Source organism: Pseudomonas sp. NFACC39-1 (assembly GCF_900110355.1).
GTDB lineage: Bacteria > Pseudomonadota > Gammaproteobacteria > Pseudomonadales > Pseudomonadaceae > Aquipseudomonas > Aquipseudomonas tehranensis.
The window spans coordinates 1-18,042 of the sequence record NZ_FODL01000003.1 but is presented as its reverse complement, the minus strand read 5'-3'; the positions used below and the strand labels follow the sequence as shown (position 1 = coordinate 18,042).

General features: G+C 61.4%; 16 protein-coding genes and 1 pseudogene. 8 read left to right on the top strand and 9 right to left on the bottom strand.

Going from position 1 to position 18,042, the window contains the following annotated elements:
* The first annotated feature begins 40 nt into the window (after window positions 1-40).
* On the top strand, window positions 41-1,699 hold the full coding sequence (locus tag BMY45_RS07070) for a nitrite/sulfite reductase (protein WP_047227821.1): 1,659 nt from the start codon (window positions 41-43) through the stop codon (window positions 1,697-1,699).
* Complete coding sequence (locus BMY45_RS07065; protein WP_092396049.1) at window positions 1,683-2,177, top strand: DUF934 domain-containing protein; 495 nt, start codon at window positions 1,683-1,685, stop codon at window positions 2,175-2,177. Before BMY45_RS07070 ends, BMY45_RS07065 begins: the two co-directional genes overlap by 17 nt.
* A 204-nt stretch (window positions 2,178-2,381) precedes the next feature.
* Here BMY45_RS07065 and sohB read toward each other — a convergent pair whose 3' ends face one another.
* A complete protein-coding gene (gene sohB / locus BMY45_RS07060; RefSeq protein ID WP_092396047.1) occupies window positions 2,382-3,413 on the bottom strand; it encodes a protease SohB in 1,032 nt (343 codons plus the stop codon).
* Between the two features lie 229 nt (window positions 3,414-3,642).
* On the opposite strand from sohB, the gene BMY45_RS07055 reads away from it, so the two are divergent.
* From BMY45_RS07055 to BMY45_RS07045, 3 genes are all read left to right on the top strand, one after another.
* Window positions 3,643-4,353 (top strand): histidine phosphatase family protein, encoded by a 711-nt coding sequence (locus tag BMY45_RS07055; RefSeq protein ID WP_092396045.1) that lies wholly within the window; start codon window positions 3,643-3,645, stop codon window positions 4,351-4,353.
* Window positions 4,354-4,404: 51 nt separating this feature from the next.
* Complete coding sequence (locus BMY45_RS07050) at window positions 4,405-4,722, top strand: SCP2 sterol-binding domain-containing protein (protein ID WP_092396043.1); 318 nt, start codon at window positions 4,405-4,407, stop codon at window positions 4,720-4,722.
* Window positions 4,723-5,005: 283 nt separating this feature from the next.
* Window positions 5,006-5,869: a LysR family transcriptional regulator gene (locus tag BMY45_RS07045; protein ID WP_092396041.1), complete on the top strand. Its 864-nt coding sequence runs from the start codon at window positions 5,006-5,008 to the stop codon at window positions 5,867-5,869.
* A gap of 69 nt (window positions 5,870-5,938) precedes the next feature.
* Here BMY45_RS07045 and BMY45_RS07040 read toward each other — a convergent pair whose 3' ends face one another.
* A complete protein-coding gene (locus BMY45_RS07040) occupies window positions 5,939-6,181 on the bottom strand; it encodes an HP1242/YdcH family protein (RefSeq protein WP_092396039.1) in 243 nt (80 codons plus the stop codon).
* A 217-nt stretch (window positions 6,182-6,398) separates the two neighbouring features.
* On the opposite strand from BMY45_RS07040, the gene BMY45_RS07035 reads away from it, so the two are divergent.
* Window positions 6,399-6,920, top strand: a complete 522-nt coding sequence (locus BMY45_RS07035) for a DUF4142 domain-containing protein (protein ID WP_092396037.1) — start codon at window positions 6,399-6,401, stop codon at window positions 6,918-6,920.
* A 49-nt stretch (window positions 6,921-6,969) separates the two neighbouring features.
* Here BMY45_RS07035 and BMY45_RS07030 read toward each other — a convergent pair whose 3' ends face one another.
* From BMY45_RS07030 to BMY45_RS07000, 7 genes are all read right to left on the bottom strand, one after another.
* Window positions 6,970-7,251: a hypothetical protein gene (locus BMY45_RS07030; RefSeq protein ID WP_092396034.1), complete on the bottom strand. Its 282-nt coding sequence runs from the start codon at window positions 7,249-7,251 to the stop codon at window positions 6,970-6,972.
* A 95-nt stretch (window positions 7,252-7,346) separates the two neighbouring features.
* Window positions 7,347-9,458 carry a hybrid sensor histidine kinase/response regulator gene (locus BMY45_RS07025; protein ID WP_092396032.1) on the bottom strand — a complete coding sequence of 704 codons (2,112 nt, stop codon included), beginning with the start codon at window positions 9,456-9,458 and terminating at the stop codon, window positions 7,347-7,349.
* 159 nt (window positions 9,459-9,617) lie between these two features.
* Window positions 9,618-12,695, bottom strand: a complete 3,078-nt coding sequence (locus BMY45_RS07020; RefSeq protein ID WP_092396030.1) for an error-prone DNA polymerase — start codon at window positions 12,693-12,695, stop codon at window positions 9,618-9,620.
* The gene (locus BMY45_RS07015) at window positions 12,692-14,113 is read right to left on the bottom strand and encodes a Y-family DNA polymerase (RefSeq protein WP_092396028.1); all 1,422 of its coding nucleotides are present in this window, start codon (window positions 14,111-14,113) and stop codon (window positions 12,692-12,694) included. Before BMY45_RS07015 ends, BMY45_RS07020 begins: the two co-directional genes overlap by 4 nt.
* Window positions 14,114-14,120: 7 nt before the next feature.
* A complete protein-coding gene (imuA, locus tag BMY45_RS07010; RefSeq protein WP_092396026.1) occupies window positions 14,121-14,753 on the bottom strand; it encodes a translesion DNA synthesis-associated protein ImuA in 633 nt (210 codons plus the stop codon).
* Complete coding sequence (gene lexA, locus BMY45_RS07005; RefSeq protein ID WP_092396024.1) at window positions 14,753-15,370, bottom strand: transcriptional repressor LexA; 618 nt, start codon at window positions 15,368-15,370, stop codon at window positions 14,753-14,755. Before lexA ends, imuA begins: the two co-directional genes overlap by 1 nt.
* A 76-nt stretch (window positions 15,371-15,446) precedes the next feature.
* Window positions 15,447-16,487, bottom strand: a complete 1,041-nt coding sequence (locus tag BMY45_RS07000; RefSeq protein WP_092396022.1) for an AraC family transcriptional regulator — start codon at window positions 16,485-16,487, stop codon at window positions 15,447-15,449.
* A 206-nt stretch (window positions 16,488-16,693) separates the two neighbouring features.
* On the opposite strand from BMY45_RS07000, the gene BMY45_RS06990 reads away from it, so the two are divergent.
* Both BMY45_RS06990 and BMY45_RS28340 read left to right on the top strand, forming a co-directional pair.
* Entirely contained in the window at window positions 16,694-17,632 is a 939-nt protein-coding gene (locus tag BMY45_RS06990) for a SphA family protein (RefSeq protein WP_092396018.1), read from the top strand.
* A gap of 306 nt (window positions 17,633-17,938) precedes the next feature.
* A pseudogene (locus BMY45_RS28340) lies at window positions 17,939-18,042 on the top strand (IS110 family transposase); the annotation flags it as partial.

The window sequence follows — 18,042 nt, the reverse complement described above, 5'->3', positions numbered from 1 at the left end:
AGCTGTTTCTGATCGGCCCAAGCCTGAGAACGAGACTTATATGTACGTATATGACGAGTACGATCAGCGGATCATCGAGGACCGCGTCAAGCAGTTCCGTGATCAGACCCGACGCTATCTGGCAGGCGAGCTGAGCGAAGAAGAATTCCGCCCTCTGCGTTTGCAGAATGGCCTGTATATCCAGCGCTTCGCCCCGATGCTGCGCGTAGCGGTGCCCTATGGCCAACTGACCTCGCGTCAGGTGCGCATGCTGGCCAAGATTGCCCGCGACTACGACAAAGGCTATGCCCACATCAGTACCCGCCAGAACGTCCAGTACAACTGGCCGGCCCTGGAAGATGTGCCTCAGATCCTGGCTGAATTGGCCACTGTCCAGATGCACGCGATCCAGACCAGCGGCAACTGCCTGCGCAACGTCACCACCGACCAGTTCGCCGGTGTCGCGGCCGATGAGTTGATCGATCCGCGCCCCTGGTGCGAGATCGTTCGCCAGTGGACCACCTTCCACCCGGAATTCGCCTACCTGCCGCGCAAGTTCAAGATCGCCATCAATGGCTCGACCTCGGACCGTGCGGCCATTGAAGTCCACGACATCGGCCTGGAGACGGTCTACAACGCCGCGGGCGAGCTGGGCTTCCGTGTGCTGGTGGGCGGCGGTCTGGGCCGTACGCCGGTGGTCGGCGCGTTCATCAACGAATTCTTGCCATGGCAGGACCTGCTGAGCTACCTCGACGCCATCCTGCGGGTGTACAACCGCTACGGCCGTCGTGACAACAAGTACAAGGCGCGGATCAAGATCCTGGTCAAGGCCCTTACGCCAGAAGTGTTCGCCGAAAAGGTCGAGGCCGAAATGGCTCACCTGCGCGGCGGCCAGACTACCCTGACCGAAGCCGAAGTCCATCGCGTGGCCAAGCATTTCGTCGACCCGGACTACAAGGCCCTGAGCAACCAGGACGCCGAGCTGGCCGCGCTCGACAAAGAACATCCAGGCTTCGCCCGCTGGCGCACCCGCAACACCCTGGCCCACAAGAAGCCGGGCTACGTCGCGGTGACCCTGTCCCTGAAGCCGACCGGCGTCGCGCCGGGCGACATCACCGACAAGCAACTGGACGCCGTGGCCGACCTGGCTGAGCGCTACAGCTTCGGTCAACTGCGCACCTCCCACGAACAGAACATCATCCTGGCGGACGTTGAACAGAGCCAATTGTTCACCTTGTGGGGCGAGTTGCGCGAGCAAGGCTTCGCCACCCCGAACATCGGCCTGCTGACCGACATCATCTGCTGCCCGGGCGGTGATTTCTGCTCCCTGGCCAACGCCAAGTCGATCCCTATCGCCGAGTCGATCCAGCGTCGTTTCGACGACCTGGATTATCTGTTCGACATCGGCGAGCTGGACCTGAACATTTCAGGTTGCATGAACGCCTGTGGTCACCACCACGTCGGCCACATCGGCATTCTGGGCGTGGACAAGAAAGGTGAGGAGTTCTACCAGGTCTCCCTGGGCGGCAGCGGCAGCCGCGACGCCAGCCTGGGCAAGATCCTCGGCCCGTCGTTTGCCCAGGACGACATGCCTGACGTGATCGAGAAGCTGATCGACGTGTACATCGAACAACGTACTGAAGACGAGCGTTTCATCGACACTTATCAACGTATCGGCATCGACCTCTTCAAGGAACGCGTCTATGCAGCGAATAATTAAGAACGACGAGGTTATCGACGAAACCTGGCACCTGCTGCCCAAGGACGCGACCCTCGATGGTATTTCCAACTGCGACGACCTGATCGTGCCCCTGGCCCTGTGGCGCGATCATGCTCACGCCCTCAAGGCCCGCGATGGCGGCCTGGGTGTGTGGCTGGACGCCGACGAAGAAGCGGAGGAAATCGGTGATGACGCCAATCAGTTCCAGGTCATCGCCCTGAACTTCCCGGCCTTCACCGACGGGCGCAGCTACTCCAACGCTCGCCTGCTGCGTGACCGCTATGGCTTCAAGGGCGAATTACGGGCGATTGGCGATGTGCTGCGCGACCAATTGTTCTACATGCGCCGTTGCGGTTTCGACGCCTTTGCCTTGCGCGCCGACAAGGACCCCTTTGAAGCCTTGGAAAGCCTCAAAGACTTCTCGGTGACCTACCAGGCCGCTACTGACGAACCGTTGCCGTTGTTTCGTCGTCGCTGAAACCTGATGCATGAAAAAGCCCTGATCCGGGTACTCCGGTTCAGGGCTTTTTTATTGATGGATGATTGGTGCGGAACCTAACCTTCAGTCCACCCGGAACCAAATGTGGGAGCGAGCCTGCTCGCGATAGCGATTCGCCTGAGTAGGTGATGTTGGATGTGCCACCGACATCGCGAGCAGGCTCGCTCCCACAGGGAGTAGCCGCTACCAGAACCGCTGCTGGGTCAGCCGGCTCCACCAGTTCAGCAGCACCCGGTCCACCGAACCGCTGGCCGCCATGCCAATGCGCTCCTGTAAACTTTTGCGTTCGGCGTAGTGCAGGTGGTACAGCTCGGCACTCTTGGCTCGTTCGGCCAGGTATTCATCGCTGGTCTTCAGCTCGTCCACCAGGCGTTTGTCCAGTGCCGCGACGCCCAGCCAGACTTCACCGGTCGCCACTTCATCAATGGCCAGTTGCGGACGGTAGTTGGACACGAAGTTCTTGAACAGCTCATGGGTGATGTCCAGGTCTTCCTGGAACTTCTCCCGCCCCTTCTCGGTGTTTTCGCCAAACACCGTCAACGTGCGCTTGTATTCACCGGCCGTCAGCACTTCAAAATCGATATCGTGCTTCTTCAGCAGACGGTTGACGTTGGGCAACTGGGCCACGACGCCGATGGAGCCAAGAATGGCAAAAGGCGCGCTGATGATCTTCTCTCCGATGCACGCCATCATGTAGCCGCCGCTGGCCGCGACCTTGTCGATGCACACCGTCAACGGCACGCCGGCCTGTCGGATCCGGGCCAGTTGCGAGGAGGCCAGGCCGTAGCTGTGGACCATGCCGCCACCGCTTTCCAGGCGCAACACCACTTCATCCTTAGGGGTCGCCAGGGTCAGCAATGCGGTGATTTCATGACGAAGGCTCTCGGTGGCCGAGGCTTTGATGTCACCGTCAAAATCCAGCACGAATACCCGAGACTTGGCCGCCGGTTTGTCCTTGGTTTTCTTTGCGGCCTTTTCAGCCTTGCCTTCGGTCTTGCGCAGGGCCTTGAGCTGGTCTTTATCCAGCAGCGTCTGCTCCAGGCGCTCACGCAGCCCCTTGTAGAAGTCGTTGAGTTTGCTCACCTGCAACTGGCCGGCTGACTTGCGCCGGCCTTTGCTGCGCAGGGCAGCAAAACTGGCCAGCACCACCAGGATGGCGATCACCAGCGTCACGGTCTTGGCCAGAAAACTGGCGTATTCGATGAAAAACTCCACGATGGCTCCTAATAAATTCAAAACGCCGCTCAAGGGCGGGCACTCAACACGTTCAGCATACCCATGCGCCTGCGCCGCGACCAGCCGTGAAACCTGTGGTTACCTTAACGGGAGCGCAGTTGAACAAAGCTGTAACGGGCATTTCAAACAAGCGTATGTTTTTTCATTGACAGCTCACCGCCATCCTCATAACCTCGCCAAACCTTCAACGTACCGGGATGACGCGGACGTGGGCAGTATCTATCTGATTCGACATGGCCAGGCCTCCTTTGGTGCGGACGACTACGATGTCCTTTCGCCAAACGGTGTACGCCAGGCGCAAGTGCTGGGCAGCCACCTGGCCGAACTGGGTGTCGTGTTCGATCGCTGCCTCTCGGGCGACCTGCGTCGTCAGCAGGATACCGCCACCGGTGCGCTGGGCCAGATGTCCGCCGCCGGGCTGCCGGTTCCCGGGCTGGAGATCGATTCGGCGTTCAATGAATTCGACGCCGACGCGGTGATCCGCGCCCTGTTGCCGGACATGCTCGCCCAGGAACCCGAAGCCCTGTACATCCTGCGCAACGCCGCACAGAACCGCGCCGAGTTCCAGCGCATCTTCGCGTTGATCATCGAACGCTGGCTCGGCGGCCAATACGACCCGCCCGGGCTGGAAAGCTGGCTGGGTTTCGTCGACCGCGTCCAGGCCGGCCTGCAGCGCATTCTGGAGCAAGCCGACAATTCTCAGAAAATCGCCGTATTCACCTCCGGCGGGACCATCACCGCCCTGCTCCACCTGATCACCCAGATGCCTGCGCGGCAGGCCTTTGAATTGAACTGGCAAATCGTCAACACCTCGCTCAACCACTTGAAATTCAGGGGCCGCGAGGTGGCCCTGGCTTCCTTCAACAGTCATGCCCACCTGCAACTGCTGAAGGCCCCGGATCTCATCACCTTTCGCTGAGTCCGGATTACTGTAGACCCTTGCTGTATAACCCAAATAAGGATCGAAACCATGACCTCCGTAGCCGACGCCGTACAATCCATGAAAGCCAAGTTCAACCCTGCCGCCGCTGCCGGCCTGGATCTGGTATTTGGTTTCAACATCACCGACGAAGACAAGCACTACGCCCTGATCGTCAAGGATGGCACCTGTGAGCTGCAAGAAGGCGAAAATGAAAACGCCAACTGCACGCTGATCATGGACAGCGAAACCCTCAAGGGCATCGTCAGCGGCGATACCGATGGCATGCAAGCATTCATGGGCGGCAAACTGCAGGCCGAAGGCGACATGATGCTCGCGATGAAATTGTCCGAGCTGTTCCCAGGTTGAGACTACTCGCCTTCTCCGGGCGCCCTGGCTGCAAACGAATCCCGCCTCTGTGGCGGGATTTGTGTTTTTACTTGAGCATTTCCACTGACCGGCCCATCGCTATCGCGAGCAGGCTGGTTGGCTGGCTGGCTCCCACAATTGCTCCGGTTTCAAGATTGAGCGTCGCCCCAGATCCCTTGTGGGAGCGAGCCTGCTCGCGATAGCGCCGGCACCTCCAGCAAAGGGCCCCTGCGATTATTCGCAGGTATCGTACAATCCCCGCTTTTCTCGCATCGGCCTGACCATGGACATTGACCTTGCCCGCACCTTTCTGGAAATCGTCCGCCACGGCAGCCTCGCCGCCGCAGCCGACAAGCTGCACGTCACCCAGACGGCTATCACAGCGCGGGTGCAGAAGCTTGAAAGCCAGCTTGGCTGTGTGCTGTTTGTGCGCAACCGTGCCGGCGCGCGCCTGACCGCCGACGGTGAAACCTTCGTGGTGTATGCCAACCAACTGGTGCAGACCTGGGAAGCGGCCCGCCGGGACCTTCCCTTACCCGAAGGCTTTCGCAACGTTTTGCACCTCGGTGGTGAAGTCAGCCTGTGCAATCCCTTAATGCTCGCCTGGGCTGAGGAACTGCGCCAGAAAATCCCCGGCCATGCCCTGCGCATGGACATCCGCGATGGCGAAAAACTGCTGCAACAACTGGAGCTAGGCCTGCTGGATGCCGCCGTGGTATATCAGCCCGAATACTGGCCGAGGCTGCAAGTGGAACAGTTACTGGAAGAGAAACTGATCCTGGTGCGCCTGGCCACCTGTCCCGAGCCCTACGTGTACATCGACTGGAGTGCAGACTTCCGTCGTCAGCACGACACCGCGCTGCCGGACAAGGCCAAGGCGGCCGTGACGTTCAACCTCGGCCCCCTGGCCCTGCAGTACATTCTGGAGAACGGCGGCAGCGGCTACTTCCGCACCCGGGTCGTGCAGAGTTACCTGGACAGCGGCATTCTGGAGCGAGTGCCCAAGGCGCCGGAATTCAACTACCCGACTTACCTCGTCTACTCCCGGGATCGGGATTCGGCGGCGTTGCAGCAAGCCTTCGAAGTGCTGCGTCAGATCGTCACCGCCGGCAGCGACTGGTCCCAGCGCTGGAACCCGCTGACCTGACGGATCGCGGTGGATGTGTGGCGAGAGGGCCCTTCACGAAACAAAGGGCTCCTCACAAACAACCCAGCCTTATGGCTCTTCCTGCAAGTACCCTGCGATCTTATCTTTGACCTGCAATCGTTTCTCCTTGAGCGCCTTCAGGGCAACATCGGACAGTGCGGCGGACGACGGCTTCTCGGCGTCGACCACCTCGGCATCAAGTTGGGAGTATTTTTGAAGTAACGAGTCGAGCCTTGGATTCTCGCTGCGTTTTTGCTGGATGTGGTCTTTTGTGCAGTTGAGATCCTGGCACAAATCGTGGATCACCGGCATGGAACACCTCCTTTGGCAGAACGATGGCAGACGCCTTCTACGGCGTTCGTCGACCATCAGAATGGCCTCGCCGACGGGGTTCTGTCGACCGCCAATCCGACCAGCGGTGACCGTTCGTCGTACCGGCCCGCTGTGCAATCAAACCTTTGTCCGCCCGCCGCTCTCCATTGAACAGGACGACACAAGTCCCTTGTACAACCTGTGTGGAGACTTACCTATGGACGGATTTACCCTGCGTCAACTCGGCCTGGCAGTTGCCTTGAGCACCAGCATGGGCATGGCTTGGGCCGCAACTTCCAACGACTTCGTCGACAACGCGGCGGCCGGCGGTATCGCAGAAATCGAAACCAGCAAACTGGCCCTGGAAAAAAGCAGCTCGGCGGACGTCAAGGACTTCGCCAACATGATGATTTCCGACCACACCAAAGCCAACGAGGAGTTAATCTCGCTGGCGAAAAAACACGACATCGAAGTGCCGGACGAACCCACGCTGGTGAAAAAGGCCAAGGCCAAGATTCTTGACATGCGCGATGAGTCGTTTGATGCGGCCTACGCCAACAACCAGGTGATGGCCCACGAAGAAACCATCGCCCTGTTCAAGAAAGAAGCCGAGACCGTCACGGACGACAAGAAGCCCGGCAACACCGAGCTGAAGGCGTTCGCGCAAAAAATGCTTCCAGACTTGGAAAAACATCTGGAAATGGCCAAGAAACTCCAGGCCGCTCATCCAAGTAAATAAAGCTTGAAAACGGAAAGCCCGACCATCGAGTCGGGCTTTTCATGGGCTGCTAACCGCCATCCGTATCGATATCAGCGTCAGTGCTCTCCCCGGATTCCGGGCGGTCTGGATCCGGTTTGAAACCAGGACTGAAGGTGTTGTCGTTATCCTGGTGGTGATTCTTTTGATCGACTTCGCTGTCGGCGCTTTGGGCTTTGCCTGCTCCAGCCGGGCTGACTGGCTGGGTGCCAGCGGGCTCAGGGGCAACCTGAGGATCGATCGCCGGATCATTGCGCGGTGACGGGGCCTGCGTCTGGCCTTGTTGCTGGGTGTTTGCAGGATCTTGGTTCATAGGCACCTCATTCATGACAGGCCGGATTGATGACCGGTCATGGTCATTTGAAGGTGGCATGGCGGCTTCGGTTCCATTTGTTTAACGCACCGCGATCAACTGCCCAACACAGTCCTCACCATGGTGATCAAGGCATCCGGGCCGTAAGGTTTGCTCAGCAGATGGGTATCGGGGCTCAATTGGTGGTTGCGGGAAATGATGTCCCGAGTGTGGCCCGAGGTAAACAGTACGGGCATAGGCGGAGTCTGTACCCTGGCCCAGGCCGCCAGGTCGGAGCTCTTGATCAGGCCAGGCATGACCACATCGGTAAAAATCAGATCCACCGAGGCACCTTCGAGCAAAAGCGCCATGGCCGCATCAGCATTGGCGGCCGTGAGGGTTCGATAACCGGACTGCTCCAGCAGCTCCACCGAGGCGCTGCGCACCTCTTCGTTATCTTCCACCACCAGAATCGTCTCTTGCCCACCGGCCAGAAGCGGGCCGTGGGGCACCTCTTCACCCGTTTCAGGTTGCCGACTGCGGGGGAAATACATTTGCGCCCGCGTGCCCTCTCCCACGTCACTGGTAATCTCGATATGCCCGCCACTTTGTTTGACGAACCCGAACACCATACTCAACCCAAGCCCGGTGCCCTGGCCGTCGGTCTTGGTGGTGAAAAACGGCTCGAACACATGATTCAGCACATCGGGAGGCATGCCCGCGCCGCGGTCGATCACCGACAGACGCACATAGTCACCGGCCGGAATGTCTTTACCGGCGCAGGACGATTCGTCGAGCACGATGTTTTCGCCGATCAGGCCGATGGTGCCCTCACCGCCCATGGCATCGCGGGCATTGATCGCCAGGTTCAGCAAAGCGTTTTCAAGCTGGTTGCGATCGACGTGGATGCACCAGGGCTCGGCGGGCAAGGCCACTTCGATCTGGATGGTTTCGCCCAAGGCCCGCTGCAGCAATTCGCCCAGGCCGTCGAAGATCCGCCGTGGGTTGTAGACCGCCGGTGACAAAGGCTGGCGGCGGGCAAACGCCAGCAATTGCGAGGACAGTTTGGCGCCCCGTTCCACCGCTTCGATGGAGGCACTGACCCGCCGCTGCACATTGACGTTGTCCGGTTCGTGGCGAGCCAACAGGTGCAGGTTGCCGGCGATCACCTGCAGCAAGTTGTTGAAGTCATGAGCCACACCGCCGGTGAGTCCGCCAATGGCTTCGAGTTTCTGCGACTGGCGCAACTGTTCTTCGGCTGTCAACCGCGCATGCACTTCCTCGGCGACACGTTGCTCCAGATCACGGGTGAACTTAAGCAGTGATGCTTCAGCCGCCTTGCGTTCGTGGATATCAATCAGCACACCGGGAAAACGCAAGGGCGTGCCCAACGTATCGAACTCACATCGCCCGCTCGCCAGCACCCACAGGTAATCACCGCCCAGGCGGCGCACCCGATACTCAGCGTTGTAAGGAGTCCCGGTGCGCAAGGTCAGTTCGACCCGCCGGTTCACTTCCTCAAGGTCATCGGGGTGGATGTTCTGGCGGGCAATCTCGACAGGCAATGCATCCAGGGGTGTGTCCGGCGGGTAATTGAACGTGCGGGAAAAGCGCTCATCGCCGGAAAGTGTGTCGTTCTGGATGTCCCAGACAAACGATCCCAGCAAGGGCCCGGCCGAGAGGGCCAACTGAATGCGCTCGTTGACGGCGCGGTAGCTGCGTTCCGCCTCCTGGCGGGCACGCTCGGTCAGCACAAGCTCGGTGGTTTCCACGACGATCGCCAACACGCCGCCCGGTGACTGATCATCGTCGGGCACCGGGCTGTAGTAAAGATCCATCCATACATCTTCAGGTTTGCCATTGCGTAGCAATACCAGCTCTTTGCTGCGATAGGACAAGGTGCCGCCGGCCAGGCAGACATCCAGGACGTGACGATTGAATTCGGCCACTTCTGGCCAACCCAACTCTACCGCGCAGCCCAGCAGGTATGGATGGCGCCCGCCGGCGAACTCGGCGTAGGCATCGTTGTAGACCATGAAACCCTGACGCCCCCACAACATGACCATCGGCAAAGGCGAAGCCAGCAGCATCTGGACGGCGCTGCGCAGGCTGGCGGACCAGTGCTCGATGGCGCCCAGTTCGGTCTGGCTCCAATCAAACGCGCGGATACGCCCGGCCATTTCACCACCCCAACCGGGGCATCCATGATTCTGGGATAAGAACTGCATGAGTCGATTCTGAACCTCGAAAATGCCAGCAGGGAATCGGCCTACCACAAGTCCCTTGTGCTCAGAGCTTCGAGCGCTGGGTTGGCGTTTGGTTTCATGGTGGGGTCATGCTGCAAACCTGCTCGGACTAGGGGCATGCTTGCTGTGTGGCGGCTGGGTTCAGCGGAAATCGCGGCTATGCACCTGGATACCCGCCAGCAACTCGGTCAGGTCGCTCAAGCGGCCGGCGATCAGATGACGAACTTCACCGACACTTTCCCAACGTCCGTCGACCCTGAGCAATTGCGAACCCACCAACGCTTTGCGTTGGCGCTCGGCCAGGTCGCGCCAGACCACCACATTGAGGTTACCAAACTCATCTTCCAGGGTGACGAACGTCACGCCGCTGGCCGTGCCTGGCCGTTGGCGGCCGGTGACCAGCCCGGCCACGCTGACGTTGCGGCCATGTGCCACGTCCTGCAGCTCCCGTGAGCTGCGACAGCGCCGGGCGCGCAGTTCGGGGCGCAACAAGGCCAGCGGATGGGGGCCCAATGTGGTACCGACGCTGGCGTAATCGGCGAACAGGTTCTCCCCCACCGTAGGTTTTGGCAGATCCACGGGCGGTTCTTCCTGACTGGGTAAACCGGCGAACAAGCCCAGCTGTTTCTGCACCCCGGCCACTTCCCAGCGGGCGCGATGACGATCACCGGCCAAGCCCCGCAAGGCACCGGCGTCGGCCAGTTGCGCCTGGGCCCGGGCATCGAGTTGCGCGCGCTCGCCGAGGTCGGCCACGTCACTGAAAGGCCGATGCCGACGGGCCGCTTCGATACGCTGGGCATCGTCCTGGCGAAAGCCCTTGATCATGCGCAGGCCCAGGCGAAGCGCCGGTTGTCGGCCCTCCATGGGTTCAAGGCTGCAATCCCAGTCACTGGCACGCACGTCCACCGGGCGGATCTGCAACTGATGCCGGCGGGCATCCTGAAGGATCTGGTCCGGGCTGTAGAACCCCATGGGCCAGCTGTTGATCAGGGCACAGGCGAAGGCCGCCGGTTCATGGCATTTGAGCCAACTGCTGGCGTAGGTCAGCAAAGCGAAGCTGGCGGCGTGGGATTCAGGAAAACCGTAATTGCCGAAGCCTTTGATCTGCTCAAAGATCTGCGCGGCGAATTCGGCGGTATAGCCGTTTCTCGCCATCCCCGCCGCCAGGCGTTCCCGATGCGGTTCCAGGCCACCGTGGCGTTTCCAGGCGGCCATGGAGCGACGCAACTGGTCAGCTTCGCCGGGACTGTAATCCGCCGCAACGATGGCGATCTGCATGACCTGCTCCTGAAACAGAGGCACGCCCAAGGTTCGTTTGAGCACTTCTTCCAATGCTGTGGAGGGATAAGTCACCGCTTCTTCCTTGTTCTTACGCCGCAGATACGGATGCACCATCCCTCCCTGGATCGGCCCCGGTCGCACGATGGCCACTTCAATAACCAGGTCATAAAAAGACTCGGGTTTGAGCCTAGGCAACATCGCCATCTGCGCGCGCGACTCGATCTGGAACACGCCGATGGTGTCGGCGCGGGTGATCATTTCGTAGGTGGCCGCGTCGTCCTTGGGCAACGTCGCCAAGGTGTAGTGCTGGCCGCGGTACTGCGCGATCAGATCAAAACAGCGACGAATTGCACTGAGCATACCCAGGGCCAGGATATCCACCTTGAGCAACCCGACCGCGTCCAGGTCGTCCTTGTCCCACTGGATGATGGTGCGCTCGGCCATGGCGGCGTTTTCCACCGGCACCAGGGTGTCCAGGGGCTGTTCGGAAATCACGAAGCCGCCAGGGTGCTGGGATAGATGCCGGGGAAAACCGATCAGTTGTCGGGTCAGGCTCAGGATCCGGCGCAACACCGGGCTGTCCGGGTCGAAACCACCTTCGCGCAGGCGCTCCACGGGCGGTGCCTCGTCACTCCAGCGCCCACAACAGTCGGCCAGCGCGTTGACCTGATCCGGGGGCAGGCCCAAGGCCTTGGCGACGTCGCGCACCGCGCCGGCACCATGGTAGCTGCTGACCACCGCCGTCAATGCCGCACGATGGCGACCGTAGCGCTGGAACACGTACTGCAGCACTTCTTCACGACGCTCGTGTTCAAAATCGACGTCAATGTCCGGCGGCTCGTTGCGCTCCCTGGACAGGAATCGCTCGAACAGCATGCTGGTCTGGCTCGGGTCGATTTCGGTGATACCCAAGGCGTAGCACACCGCTGAGTTGGCCGCCGAACCACGGCCCTGGCAGAGAATATGCCGCTCGCGGGCGAAGCTGACGATGTCCTGCACGGTCAGGAAATAGCTGTCGTAGCCCAGATCGGCGATCAGGGCCAGCTCCTTGTCGATCTGCTGGCGGACCTTGTCCTGCAGACCTTTTTCCCATCGCTGACGCATGCCGCGCTCGGTCAACTCCCGCAGCCAGGACGCCGGATCATGCCCCTCAGGCACCAGTTCACGTGGGTATTGATAACGCAGTTGGCCAAGGTCGAAGGTACAGCGCCGGGCGATGTTCAACGTTTCGTCGAGCAAGGCGCGCGGGTAGATGTCGGCCAGGGCCTGGAGACTGCGCAGATGGCGCTCGCCGTTGGGGTGCAGGCGCTGGCCGGCCTCGGCCACCGTGACGTGGTACCGGATGGCGGTCATGGTGTCCTGCAGGGCACGCCGGCCACGTGCGTGCATGTGCACGTCCCCCGTGGCGACGGCCGCAACGTTCAACCGTTGCGCCAGCGCCAGCAAGTCCGCCAGCCGACGCCGGTCGTCCTGCCCGCAATGCAACTGGATCGACAGCCACAAGCGCTCGGCAAATATCTGCCGCAGCCAGCGCCCCTGACCTTCGGGATCGCTGTCACCGGGCACCCACAACGCAAGTAACCCCGGCAAGGGCTCGTCGAAGTCTTCGCGCACGATGCGATAGCGACCTTTCTCGCTGCGTCGACGGGCGCGGGTGATCAGCCGGCACAGGGCTTGATAGCCTTGCAGATTCTCCACCAGCAGCACCAGTTTCGGACCGTTCTCGATCTGGATCTCACTGCCAATGATCAAGTGCAGGCCCAGTTCCCTGGCAGCCTGCCAGGCTCGGACAATCCCGGCCAGGGTGCACTCATCGGTGATTGCCAGGGCCTTGTAACCCTGTTGTTGCGCACGACGGCACAGCTCCAGGGCGCTGGAGGCACCGCGCTGAAAACTGAAGTTCGACAGGCAATGCAGCTCGGCATAGTCGATGTTCATGCGAACCAGCCTTGCAGCCACAACGGCCCGCCCTCGCCCACCGGTCGATAGGCCCAGCCCCGTTGGCCCGCGCGGGTTTCAATCAGATAGTAATCACGGCGTACGTCGGCGCCGTCCCACCAGCCGGACTCGATGCGCTCCGGGCCCATGAGGATTCGCGTCTGGCCCTCCTGCAAGGCCTGGGGTTCGTCCAGCAGCCAGCCGGGACGCCGGACGCCCTCGCGCACCGGACATGCCTGGGGCTGGCGTTCAGAGGTCATCTGCCAGGCACATTCAGGCCGATGGTCATCGCGAAACCCCAGGCCCTGCACTGCGTCGTCCCCCAGCCGGGCCCGCAGCCGCTCGCGCAATTGCTCCCAAGGCAAGGACTGCTGAGGACGCTCGTCGAACAGCTCCAGGCGTTGGGGCACGAAACTGGGCAGGTCTTCGGCACACAAACGAAAGCCACGTACCGGCGCCTCGACCTGCACCTGCTCCAGCCGACCACGGGCCAGCTCGAAAAGCATCGCAGGATCCCGCTCGGCGCTGAGCAGGCCGACCTTGATCAGCGTGTCAGGCAACCCGGCGTGTTCCAGGTGCAGGTCAAAGCGTTGCACGCCGCTGTCGCGACCGCACAGGAAAGCCGAGAGATCACCGGTCAATCGGCGCAACGGAAACAACAACGCCTGGTGGGATTGCACGTCGTAGTTGAGTTCGATGCGCACATCAAAACGATCCGGCGGCAGGTAAAACGACAGCGCCAGGGTGCGGCTGCCCGTCAGCGCGTCAAGATGCTTGAGCACCTGGGCTTCAAAACGCCGCGCCAGGGTGTGTCGGGGCAAGGCCTGGACCTGACTCAACTGACGCAGCCCCATGCGTGACAGTGCCGTGGCGACGTCGGGCTCCAGACCGATGCGGTCCACCGGCATCTGCCCCAGGCAGGCTTGCAGGGTTTCAATATCGGGCACCACCAGGGCGTCGTAGGCATTGGCCAGCACCCGCGCTGCCACCGGGTTCGGGGCGGCGACAATGCGATGCCGGAATCCCAGTTGCGTCAGCTCGGCCCGCAGGCGTTTTTCGAACGCCGGCCAGGGGCCGAACAGGCCCAGGCTCGACTCGATCTCGAATACCACCGTGCGTGGGTAATGCACGCTGACCTGGGAGCTGAAACGGTAGGCCCAGGCCGCCAGAAACTGCTGCCAGTATTGGATCTGCGCCGCGTCGTATTCGGCCGTGGCAAACCCTTTGCTCAGGGCTTGGGCGGCCGTCATGGTCTGGCCGGGACGCAAGCCCAGGGCCCGTGCCGGCTCATTGACCGCCTGCAGCACCCGGCGCTGGGCCGGGCCGGTCAGCAGCGCCAACGGCTCGCCAGGATCGGGACGCTGACGCAGCGCAGCGTCCAGCGCCAATTGCGGGAAGAGAATGCAGACCCAGCGCATCGCAACCTCAATGCTCTGTCTGTGGCGTGAGCGTGGCGAAGGCAATGGGCGTTGAACGGGCCAGCCCGCCTCGACACTTGAGCACCCGCAATTGTCCTGGCCGGCCATCGATGGCGATGCGCAGGGCCGCCGGTGACGGGTTGATGGCTTCTTGGATCGAGCGCCAGGCGAACGCCAGGGTCTGGCCGGTTTCCGCCGCCACTTGCAAGCGGCGCAAAGCCCGGTCGTCAGCCTGGCGGGGCCAGCACAACACCGCGCCGCAACTGCCCGAACGCAGGCACTGTTCGGCGGCCCACAAGGCATCGCGCTCATCGGCCCGGATTACTGACAGCTGGCGCAGGTCCACCCCGGCGTTCTGCCAGGCCTGGGGATAGGGCACGAACGGCGGCGCCACCAGCACAATCCGCTCCCCCGCCGTCGTCAGCCGCGCCAGGGTCGGCCAGACCAGTTGCAACTCACCCACGCCCGGCGCGGCAACGAGCAGTTCGGTCAGCGCCGCTTCCGGCCAGCCACCGCTGGGCAACGCTGCGTCCAATGCCGCATGACCGGTGGGTTGCGGGCTGGCGGCCGGTGGCGCGGGTCGGCCTTTCCAGACCTGGCCACCGTTGAACAGCGTGTCCAGCGCAACGACAGCGCCCATCAGCCTTGCCTCAGCAAGCCACAGAACACGCCTTCGATGGCCAGGTCCTGGTCGGCTTCGACAATGATCGGCTGGTAGGCCGGGTTGCGCGGCAGCAAACGTACCCGCTCGCCGATTCGCTCGAAGCGCTTGATGGTGACTTCACCGTCCAGGCGCGCCACGACGATCTGGCCATTGAAGGCTTGGGGCGTACGCTGCACGCCCACCAGGTCGCCGTCGAGAATGCCATCCTCGATCATCGAGTCACCCTGGACCCGTAGCAGGTAATCCGGCGCCTTGGTGAACATCGCCGGGTCAAGCATCAGACGGCTGTGGACCTCTGCATCAGCACCGATCGGCAGACCGGCGGCCACTCGCCCCAGCACCGGTACGTCCAGTAGCTCGGGACGCGGCGGCTGGTTCAGCAAGCGGATACCCCGGGCCTGGTGCGGATTGACTTCGATGAAACCGGCTTCGGTCAACGCCAACACATGCTTGCGCGCCACGCTGCGGGAGGCGAAACCGAACGCCTCGCTGATTTCAGCGAGGCTGGGGGGCTGGCCCTGCTCGGCGATGCGTTCGCGAATGAAGGTCAGGATGGCGGTACGGCGGGGAGTGAGAGTGGTCATGGAGTACATTTGTACTCTTGTCGGTTTTTTCTGACAAGCACCGCCAGTCAGTCAACCATAGGAAGCCGACCAGTGACCGTCCCGGCTAAGCCGGTGTCGACCCCTCGGTACGAAACGCGCTGGGGCTCATCCCGGTCCAGCGCCGGAACGCCCGGCGGAAACTGCGCACATCGCTGTAGCCGACCTCTTCGGTGATCCGTTCGATGGACCAGTCGGGATTGGCCAGCAGGTTCAGGGTCCGGCCACGACGCACCTGTTCAAGCAAGGCCTCGAAGGTCAGGCTGTGCTCGGTCAAGCGCCGACGCAGGGTGCGGCTGCTCATGTTGAGGTCGCTGGCGATTTTCTCGATGTGGCTGCCACGGGTCAGGTCCCGGGCAATCGCCCGCTCCACCGCCTGGATCAGATCGATCTTGCGATGGACCTCAGTGGCCTCCTGTTCCAGCAAGGCCAGGGCCTGACGCAGGGCCAGCGGGTGATGATTGGGCAGGCGTACGCCGAGCCAGGAGGCATCGATCAGCATGCGATTGTGACGACAACCGAAACGCACATCCGGCCCCAGGACCCGTTGGTATTGCTGGGCATAAGACGGTGCAACGTGCATGAACTCCACGGCCTGGGGCCTGAAGTCAGGACCTGCCAACGCTCTGCCGTACACCATCAGGCTGGCGAAGAATTCTTCGACCGCAAACACCTGGACCTCGGCAAAAGGCAGGCGGCAAGTCGCCTCGACCATGATCCGGTCACTGGCCTCTTCAACACTCGAGACCGCGATACCGCCGGTGGTGTGTTGATAGCGAATCCCCAGGGCAAAGGCATCGCGCAGGGTTTCGCACAGCGACAATACGTGGCCCAGCAGGCCCAAGGTACCCAATACATTGCGATCGCCAACCCACAAGCCCAGGCCCCGATCAGGCAACAGCTTGAGCGCCCGCTGGATCATGACCACGGCCTGGCGATAGGAAATCCGCTGGGCAGGATCCTGCAGATCGTCGAGCCCGAAACCAAGGCCGCGACACAGGCTGGCGGCATCGAAACCCTGGTCTGCCACCACGTCGGCCAAGGTTTGCAAAAGAAACGGCGACACCAGCGCCAGTTCATAGGTCGGGTCGATGACTTTCATCTGCATGGGCGGGTTCCGGGGTACGTTAGGTGGCGTTTTTGTAACCGGTTGTTTCATAAACGTTAGCATGACCCAGCGCATAGAGGGGCACAAAAATCTGGCCGCCCATGTCCCCTGTGTGGCCGCCAATACCCTGCCCCGCCGGCGGCGAACGGCTTATTTGTATGGCTCGGACCTTTGGTGCATCTCCAACAATAATAATGAGCCCCCACATGAACCCGACCCGCACGACATTCGCCTTGCAACTGACCCTCGGCCTGGCCTGTGCCCTGCCGGCCCTGGCCACCGAAACCGGAGTCGACAACATCGGCACCGGCACCGACGGTTTCTTCGTGTTGCCGCTGGACGTCGACAACCTTCCAGACCACATGTTCGCGTTCAACCTTTACTACAACCATTACAAGGCCAGGAAATTCAACATCAGTTCGTTGGGCGGCGAAGTCCCGGATGTCGAGATCGAATCCACAGCGGTGGTCCCCCGGATCGATTACCTGAGCCCATTGCGGGTGGCCGGTGGACGCCTGGGCATCTACGTTGGCCAGCCCTGGATCAAACAGGAAATCTCGGTGTTCGGCCTGCAGGACACTCGCGAAGGCATGGGCGACACCACCATCTCGCCGATCGTGCTGTGGGACATGGGCAAAAACCTGACCCTGGCCGCTGCGCTGGAAATCACCGTGCCGACCGGCGAATACAGCACCGACCGCCTGGCCAACACCAGCACCAATTTCTACACCTACAAGCCGCTGTTTTCCTTCACCTGGTTGCCCACGGAAAACACCGAGGTGTCGGTGAAAACCACTTACAGCTTCAATCGCGAGAACAAGGACACCGACTACCGCTCAGGGCAGATCTTTCACTTCGATTATTCCGCCAGTTATCGGCTGACGGATAACGTGATGCTGGGGCTCAACGGTTACTACCTCAAGCAGACCACCGACGACAAACAATACGGCCGCACCGTGCAGTTCGCCGGTCAGGATGTGGATGACGGCGTGCGCGGCCAGGTGTTCGCCATCGGTCCGGCGCTGCACCTGACCTTTCTCAAATATGCCAGCGCCGAGATCCGCTGGGCCAAGGAATTCAACGTTGAGAATCGTCCGGAAGGCGAAATGTTCTGGGCCAAGATCAGTATTCCGTTTGCGTTGTGAACATCTGATCGAATCCCTTGTGGGAGCGAGCCTGCTCGCGATAGCGGTGGGTCAGCCTGCATTGATGCTGAATGTACCGCCGTCATCGCGAGCAGGCTCGCTTGTATGGTAGGACTTGAAGGGAGGAGGAGGGACAAGGCTCGATTCTGACTGTTAGGCGCAGTACAGACCGTGGGAGATTTCGCCCCTCCTCCTTTCACCCAAGCGCCGATAAAGAATGCATCTGGCCTAAACCGACGATAGGAACAAGCCTGCGCCTCTGGGTGAACCCTTCAAGTGTTCAAACCTTAGCCCGGAGAATTTTCAATGGCAATGCCGGTTTCTGTCACAAAGCCGATTGTGGGCGTGGATGTCGCCAAGAACGAGTTGGTGATCTATCACGCCGAACTTGATGTACTGGAGGCGATTCC